Source organism: uncultured Halopseudomonas sp. (assembly GCF_963977355.1).
In the GTDB taxonomy this organism is placed as follows: domain Bacteria; phylum Pseudomonadota; class Gammaproteobacteria; order Pseudomonadales; family Pseudomonadaceae; genus Halopseudomonas.
In genome coordinates this window covers 1-7,598 of sequence record NZ_CAXBOV010000047.1, presented here as the reverse complement: position 1 = coordinate 7,598, position 7,598 = coordinate 1, and the positions used below count along the sequence as shown (strand labels likewise).

General features: G+C 56.0%; 7 protein-coding genes. 6 read left to right on the top strand and 1 reads right to left on the bottom strand.

Annotated features, from left to right (window positions below):
• Positions 1-182: 182 nt before the first annotated feature.
• Positions 183-1,844 (bottom strand): long-chain-fatty-acid--CoA ligase, encoded by a 1,662-nt coding sequence (locus tag AAC076_RS17020; RefSeq protein WP_339848008.1) that lies wholly within the window; start codon positions 1,842-1,844, stop codon positions 183-185.
• Between the two features lie 261 nt (positions 1,845-2,105).
• Here AAC076_RS17020 and AAC076_RS17015 point away from each other — a divergent pair, with 261 nt between their 5' ends.
• The 6 genes from AAC076_RS17015 to AAC076_RS16990 are packed head-to-tail and all read left to right on the top strand — an operon-like array spanning position 2,106 to position 7,493.
• Positions 2,106-3,650 (top strand): 2-isopropylmalate synthase, encoded by a 1,545-nt coding sequence (locus tag AAC076_RS17015; protein ID WP_339848005.1) that lies wholly within the window; start codon positions 2,106-2,108, stop codon positions 3,648-3,650.
• On the top strand, positions 3,650-4,492 hold the full coding sequence (locus AAC076_RS17010; protein WP_339848003.1) for a hypothetical protein: 843 nt from the start codon (positions 3,650-3,652) through the stop codon (positions 4,490-4,492). The genes AAC076_RS17015 and AAC076_RS17010 overlap by 1 nt, the downstream gene beginning before the upstream one ends.
• Positions 4,489-4,941 (top strand): ribosomal protein S18-alanine N-acetyltransferase, encoded by a 453-nt coding sequence (rimI, locus tag AAC076_RS17005; RefSeq protein ID WP_339848001.1) that lies wholly within the window; start codon positions 4,489-4,491, stop codon positions 4,939-4,941. Before AAC076_RS17010 ends, rimI begins: the two co-directional genes overlap by 4 nt.
• A gap of 28 nt (positions 4,942-4,969) precedes the next feature.
• Positions 4,970-5,605 (top strand): carbonate dehydratase, encoded by a 636-nt coding sequence (can, locus tag AAC076_RS17000; RefSeq protein WP_339847999.1) that lies wholly within the window; start codon positions 4,970-4,972, stop codon positions 5,603-5,605.
• Between the two features lie 2 nt (positions 5,606-5,607).
• Entirely contained in the window at positions 5,608-6,501 is an 894-nt protein-coding gene (locus tag AAC076_RS16995; protein WP_339847997.1) for a DMT family transporter, read from the top strand.
• On the top strand, positions 6,498-7,493 hold the full coding sequence (locus AAC076_RS16990) for an isocitrate/isopropylmalate family dehydrogenase (protein ID WP_339847995.1): 996 nt from the start codon (positions 6,498-6,500) through the stop codon (positions 7,491-7,493). The genes AAC076_RS16995 and AAC076_RS16990 overlap by 4 nt, the downstream gene beginning before the upstream one ends.
• The last annotated feature ends 105 nt before the right edge of the window (positions 7,494-7,598 follow it).

The window sequence follows — 7,598 nt, the reverse complement described above, 5'->3', positions numbered from 1 at the left end:
AGCGCTATACCAAAACCCCGGTTATCGAAAGATGACCGGGGTTTTACTTTGGGCGTTGGAAAAGTCGCAGATCACCTGCCGCGTCAAGCATCCCACCCCGTCATCCTCGCGAACGCGGGGATCCATTGGGCCTGGAAAAGCGCCAATTATCGCAGCTCTCTGCGTAATTGGTTTAGTTCCAGTTACCGCGCATCCTTCCATTCTTCTTCCTGCAACAGCCGCCACATGATCTTGCCTGTAGGCGATTTTGGGATGCTGTCGGTAAACTCGACGACTACCGGGCATTTATAAGCCGCCATGTTTTCCTGGCACCAGCCCATGATGTCCTCGGCGCTTATCTTTTCATTAGCTTCTGACAGCACCACAAAGGCCTTAACGGTTTCGCCACGGCGTGGATGCGGAGTTGAGACTACACAGACTTCCCGAATGGACGGGTGAGCGTACATAAGGGATTCGACCTCAGCCGGCCAGACCTTGTAACCAGAGGCATTGATCATGCGTTTTACGCGGTCTACAAGGAAAAAGTATCCCTCTTCGTCGTAGTAGCCCAGGTCGCCGGAGCGAAAGAAGCGGTGACCGTCGACTTCGATAAAAGCTTCCTCGGTAGCGTCCGGCCGATTCCAGTAGCCCTGAAAGATCTGCTCACCACGCATTATGATCTCGCCGGCAACGCCCGGACCGACTTCTTCCAGGGTATCGACATTGATGACGCGTGAGTCTACCCCGATGATCGGAATCCCCAGACATTGTGCCTTGCTCGCCTGAGGTGGATTGACGTGTGTGGGCGCCATGGTTTCCGACAATCCGTACCCCTCCATATACACCAGTCCCGTCTTGGCGGCGAGTTTGGCCGCGACCGCTGCTGGCATGGCGGCGCCACCGCCACCAATACTTTTCAGTGAGCCGATATCGTATTGGTCGATATCAGGGTCTGACAGCATATCCACCACCATGGTCGAGATATTGCGCCAGGTATTTACCTTGCAGCGTTGTATCAGCTGAGCTGCAACCTTGCGGTCCCAGCGAGTCATGACCACTAATGTTCCCCCTACGTACAGCGTACTGTTCATGCACGACTGCATGCCGGTTACGTGAAACATCGGGACTGATACAAGATGAACAATGTCATGTTGTGCATTGGTCCAGACAGCGCCATACACACTAGTGGCCATCACACTGTGATGCGTGTGAGCACAACCCTTGGGATTGCCAGTAGTACCCGAGCTGTAAGGAATAACGCAAAGATCATCGGGTCCGACCGTCAGCTCTCCAGGGATAAGACTGTTTTTGAGCGCTGTCTGCCAGGCAGTCACCCCCTGCTTACTATGGACCTGCCCGGGCTCACGGACGGCATCAGGTAAATTAAGGTCTGTGGCCTCGGTGATGTACTCCGAGTAGGCAGTCACCACTATTTCCCGCAGGTGGCCTGAGCCCAGATGCGGTGCTATGTTTTCCAGTAATTCCTGAGCGCAGAGGGCAACCGGGGCCTGGGTATCAGCTATCAGATACTCGAGCTCTGCCGAACGGTTCATCGGGTTCACGGGAACTACGACTGCATTGGCACGCAAGATCGCGAAAAAGCCGATGATGTATTGCGGACTGTTCTGCATGTACAGCAGGACGCGATCGCCTTTCTTGACACCAACGCTCTCGAGATGCCCCGCCAGTGCTTCAGCCTCCTGCTTGAACCGCGCATAGCTGATGTCGGTACCGTAGTAGTGAATGGCAGGGTGTTGCCCAAAGCGAAGGGCCGAAACCGTGAGGTTGTGGAACATGCTGGTGGCGGGGAGCTCCAACTGATGGGGCACCTGATCAGGCCACACCTGGAAATGACGATCGAACATATGCACGATACCTTTGCCTGTTGTTTTTGTACTTCGTGATCTCAGCTTAGCCCCACGTGATCATGCTGAAAACAGACAGTTGTCATGGTGTTGTTTCGCCATAAGTGAAGCCCCGTTGATCAATCATGATTGCCGCCGGCAGAGCCAGCCAGGGCGCCTATGCGTTATAGTATGTCTTTGGATCACAGCTTTGGCAGAGGGTGCTCGGCATAGAATAAGCCGGGGATCTCACACAGGTATTCAGCACAGAGGAAAGCGTCGATGAACAGCGATCGCGTCATCATTTTTGATACTACATTGCGTGATGGGGAACAAAGCCCCGGTGCATCAATGACCAAGGACGAAAAGTTGCGCATCGCCCGCTCACTGGAAAAGTTGGGAGTGGATGTCATCGAGGCAGGTTTTGCCATTGCAAGCCCCGGTGACTTTGCTGCAGTAAAGCTGATTGCCGACACTATCCGTGACAGCACTGTCTGCAGCCTATCGCGTGCGATGGATGCGGATATTGATCGAGCTGCCGAAGCTCTTGCGGGCGCCAACAGTGGTCGAATACATACGTTTATCGCCACCAGCCCGATTCACATGCAACATAAGCTGCGCCTGGAGCCTGATCAAGTTGTCGAGCAGGCAGTCAGAGCAGTGAGGCGCGCTCGTAATCTGTGTGCTGACGTCGAGTTTTCCTGCGAGGACGCCGGGCGCTCAGAACTGGATTTCCTGTGCCGCATTATCGAGGCGGCAATCGATGCCGGTGCCCGGACAATCAATATTCCCGATACGGTTGGCTACGCCATTCCACATCAGTTTGGCGAGATGATCGGGCATATCATTCAACGTGTGCCCAACGCCGACAAGGCAGTTTTTTCTGTGCATTGCCACAATGATCTCGGGTTGGCTGTGGCCAACTCCCTGGCGGCAGTCAATGCCGGCGCTCGTCAGGTTGAGTGCACCATCAATGGTCTTGGGGAGCGGGCGGGTAATGCTGCTCTGGAAGAGATTGTGATGGCGATCAAGACCCGGGAAGACGTTCTGGGCGTGAATACCGGCATTGTGACCGAAAACATTCTTAGCGCATCGCGGCTGGTGTCCGGTATTACCGGTTTTGCTGTACAGCCGAACAAGGCAATCGTGGGCGCCAATGCATTTGCCCACGAATCAGGTATTCATCAGGACGGGGTGCTCAAGCACCGCGAAACCTATGAAATCATGAGTGCGCAGTCCGTGGGCTGGCATACCAACAGGTTATCCCTGGGTAAATTGTCAGGTCGTAATGCGTTTCGCTCACGGTTGCTTGAACTGGGCATCGAGCTTGGCAGCGAGGCTGATCTCAACATGGCCTTCGCTCGATTCAAGGAACTGGCAGATAAGAAGCATGAAATATTCGATGAGGATCTCCAGGCCCTGGTATCGGAAACCCTGACCGAGGTAATCGAGCACAGTAAGCTGGTGTATCTCGAAGTAGCTTCACGTATGGGCGAGATTCCCCAGGCACGTGTGGTTCTGAGTATTGAGGGTCAGGAAAAGGAGGCGACGGCCCCTGGTTCTGGACCCGTTGATGCAACCTTCAAGGCAATAGAGCAGATAGTACAGTCTGATTCGATCCTGCAGCTGTATTCGGTCAATGCCATAACCCAGGGCACGGATTCCCAGGGAGAGGTCACAGTGCGTTTGGAAAAGGCGGGTCGTATCGTCAATGGTAATGGTGCGGATACTGACATCGTTGTGGCCTCAGCCAAGGCTTACATCAACGCCCTTAATCTGATGCGTGAAGGTGCGTATCGCGCTCATCCGCAAGCCGCGGACGTGTAATGCGAGAGTCTCAACGTCTGGCCTACCTTGAGGCAGTTGGTGTTGTTGGTTGGGTTCCACGCCAGCCCCTGGCTCATGCTGCGATGCGTCTGCCGCCGGAGCCTGAGGCGGAACGTTCTCTGCCCAGTGAACAAGCGATGCCTGTCGATCAGGCAGCACCTGACAACAAGCCAGCAGCCTCAAGCGAGCCCGTTCCAGTTGAAAGGCCGGCTACCGTCGTTGAGTCTCCTTCTGCCAGGCTGGTGCAGCAACGCAGGGAGCAGATCGCGGCCCAGCCATCCAGAACTCAACTGCCGGCTCAGATGCCAACCCCATCAGAAACCGTCGTTGTTTCGCCCGAGGTGAAACAAACTGGCCGATCTGTTGCCCCATTCTATCTGCAGCTATGGATGGCCGGACCCTGCGCGTTGTTGATCGAGATTTCTGATCCGGGCCTGGAAAAGGGCACTTCAGAGCACAATTTACTCTGCGATATCCTGCGCGCGGCCGGTTTACCCACTGCGCCGCGCCTGCAAGCGGATTTTCGCTGGCCGCTCAGCCGTAATCCGCAAGTGGCGCGCAGTGCCGAGGCAGCGAGTGAAGCCTTGCAGGCTTTCATGCAAGCGCGGCTGGAACTCCAGCCTGTTACCTCCATCGGATGTTTTGGTTCGATGGCTGGGCTCCTGGCCACCGGTGATCCGGATGCAGCGGAGCTACTGAAAGGGCGTGAAGAAGCACTTGAAGGTCTTGGATCGGGGTGGTTTGCCCCAGGTATCGAGATCATGCTGCAACAACCGGAGGAAAAAGCCGGATTATGGCAATTATTGAAGCGTGTGATGCCCCGTTGGACCGAAGTGAAATGACCGATGTGCGCTACCAGCCGATGGTGCCGGAGGATGTGGAGGCTGTGCTCAAGGTCGAGCTTGCGGCATTCAGCCACCCCTGGACCCGAGGCATCTTTCTTGATTGCATCAAGCCCGGATACGAGTGCTGGCTCATGTTTCGTGGCGAGGAGCAGGTTGGTCATACCGTGCTGTCGGTCGCAGGAGATGAGTCCCACCTTCTGAACATTACCATCCGCCCACAGGACCAGAAAGCCGGTCTGGGCGCAGCTTTGCTCGAATTTATTGTGGACCGGGCAAGGCAAAAGGGGGCAGAGGTGACCTTTCTCGAGGTCAGGGCTTCGAACCTTTCAGCATCGCGGCTTTATGAGCGTTTCGGGTTTAACGAAATAGGCCGCAGACCCAATTATTATCCTGCCGCAGGCGGCAGTGAAGACGCACTGGTAATGGCTTATTCCCTGGTTGATTGAGCAGGGAAGCCTCCAATAAGGATGTACGATGACCGATTTGAAACACCTGTTCAGCAACAACCGCGAGTGGGCCGCGGCGATCAAGCAGGAGGACCCGGAGTTCTTTACCAAACTTGCCCGGCAGCAGGCGCCGGAGTATCTGTGGATCGGCTGTGCCGACTCCAGGGTGCCAGCAAACGAGATTGTCGGCCTGTTACCCGGTGAACTCTTTGTCCATCGCAATATAGCCAACGTGGTATTGCATACCGACCTCAATTGCCTTTCAGTCATGCAGTTCGCAGTTGATGTGCTCAAGGTGAAACACATTATCGTTACCGGCCACTACGGATGCGGCGGTGTGCGGGCTGCGATGCACAATAAGCAGCTCGGACTCAGCGATGGCTGGTTACGCTCTATTCGCGATCTTTACTACGACGAGCGCATGAAATTAAAACTGATAGACGATGAGGAAACAGAACTAGACCGTATGTGCGAATTGAACGTTATTCGTCAGGTCGCCAATGTCAGTCATACCAGTATTGTGCAAAATGCCTGGCACCGTGATCAGCCACTTACCGTGCACGGCTTCATTTACGGTATCAAGGATGGTCAGCTCAAGGACCTGGATGTGACAGTCAACGGTCCCGAACAGATCCCGGAACAGTATCGGCTCAGCCCCCCTTGAATGTGAGCCCGCGTCACCTGGCCATGGCCGGCTTGGTGCTCGGTACCCTGGCCTGGGCCGGGAACGCTCTGATAGCACGCGCAAGCGCTGGATTATTGCCTCCTGTAGGCTTGTCCTTCTGGCGCTGGACTACTGCGCTCTTGTTGCTGCTGCCCTTTACGGCTGGGGGCCTCTGGCATCATAGACACACATTGCTCGCCCACCGTTGGCAGGTTCTGACCCTGGCGGCACTGAGTATCGCCACCTATAACACCCTGCTCTACCTTGCGGCGCAAAGCACCACGGCGATCAACATAACCCTGGTCAACACCGGATTACCTGTCGCTGCGTTCATCTGGACCCTGATCATCCTGCACGAATTGCCCACCCGAGCTACCGTACTGGGAGCGATGCTGTCCTTCTGTGGATTGTTGGTCATTCTCACCCGCGGGGAGCCGCAAATTCTGCTCGGACTACAGTTCAATCCCGGGGACCTGATCATGGTGGTCGCGGTGCTTGCCTGGGGGCTCTATTCAGTGTTGTTGCGGCGCTGGATGTTGCCTGTACCAGGCCTGGTGCAATTGGCGGCCATGCTGTTATGCGGGGTGCCGCTTCTATTGCCTTTCTACCTTTGGGAGTACAGCCTTACCGGACCCATGCCCGTGAGCTTGCACGCGGCGGGGGCTATTGGTTATACCGCTGTCATGGCGTCGCTGTTTGCTTATATGGCATGGAACAATGGGGTGAGGGTGCTTGGGCCTGGCACGGCATCGCTGTTCAGTTATCTGATGCCGGTTTTCACCGCGCTGCTCGGTGTACTTCTGCTTGGTGAGAGGCTGCACTGGTATCACCTCCTGGGTGGTGCGTTGACTTTTATCGGCTTGCTGTTGGCCACATGGGAGACGCGAAAGAGATGACTCGATTGTGCGTTATTCTAGGCGATGGTATCGGGCAGGAGGTAGTTCCGACCGCAATCAGGGTGCTGGAACGGTTGTTGCCTGATCTGCAGATAGTCGAGGCTGAAGCCGGTTGGGGCTGCTTTGAGCGTCACGGCCAGTCAGTGCCCGAAGAGACGCTGCAACGGATGCGAGAGTGTGGAGCCGGGCTTTTTGGTGCCGTGTCGTCACCCTCGAAGCAGGTTGAAGGCTATCGCAGCGCCATACTCACCCTTCGCCAGTGCCTTGAGCTGAACGTGAATCTGCGGCCAGTGCGCAGCTGGCCTCAGGTGTCGAGTCGTGCGGATGTTGATCTGTTGATTCTGCGCGAGAACAGCGAAGGCCTGTATATCGGTCGCGAACACATGCAATCAGCTGACCTGGCGGTAGCAGAGCGGCACATCAGCCGGCAGGCCAGCGAACACATCGCCCAGCGCGCGGCCGAGGTTGCAGGTCTGCGCGCAAGCAGACGTATCACCCTGGTTCACAAGGCCAACGTCCTGCCCCTGACCTGCGGACTGTTTCGTGACAGTTGCCGGCAAGTGCTTGCCACGGCGGGGTTAAATAATATTGTCGATGAGCGTCTGGTCGATGTTGCCGCGCTGCAGCTGGTCGAAAGCCCGGACAATTTTGACCTACTGGTCACCACCAACCTGTTTGGCGATATATTGTCAGATCTGGCCAGTCACTGGTCCGGCGGCCTGGGAATGGCGCCGTCTCTCAACTGGGGTCAGGGTATTGCGCTCGCCGAGCCGGTTCACGGCAGCGCACCGGATATCGCCGGCACCGGAAAAGCCAATCCTCTAGCTGCGATTCTCAGCTCAGCGCTCTTGCTGCGTTACCATTGGCGTGCGGCGGCACTCGCCGATCAGCTTGAGAGCGCGGTGGAGCGTTTGCTGGCAGAGGTATCTATTACTGAGATGGGCTGCGAGACAACCCAGAGAATCGAGCAGGAATTGCTGCGGCGTCTATAGCCTTTCACGCGAACATAAAAAAAGGCCTAACCGAAGCTAAGCCTTTGAAATTGTTGGTGGCTACACCTGGACTTGAACCAGGGACCCCAGCATTATGAATGCTGT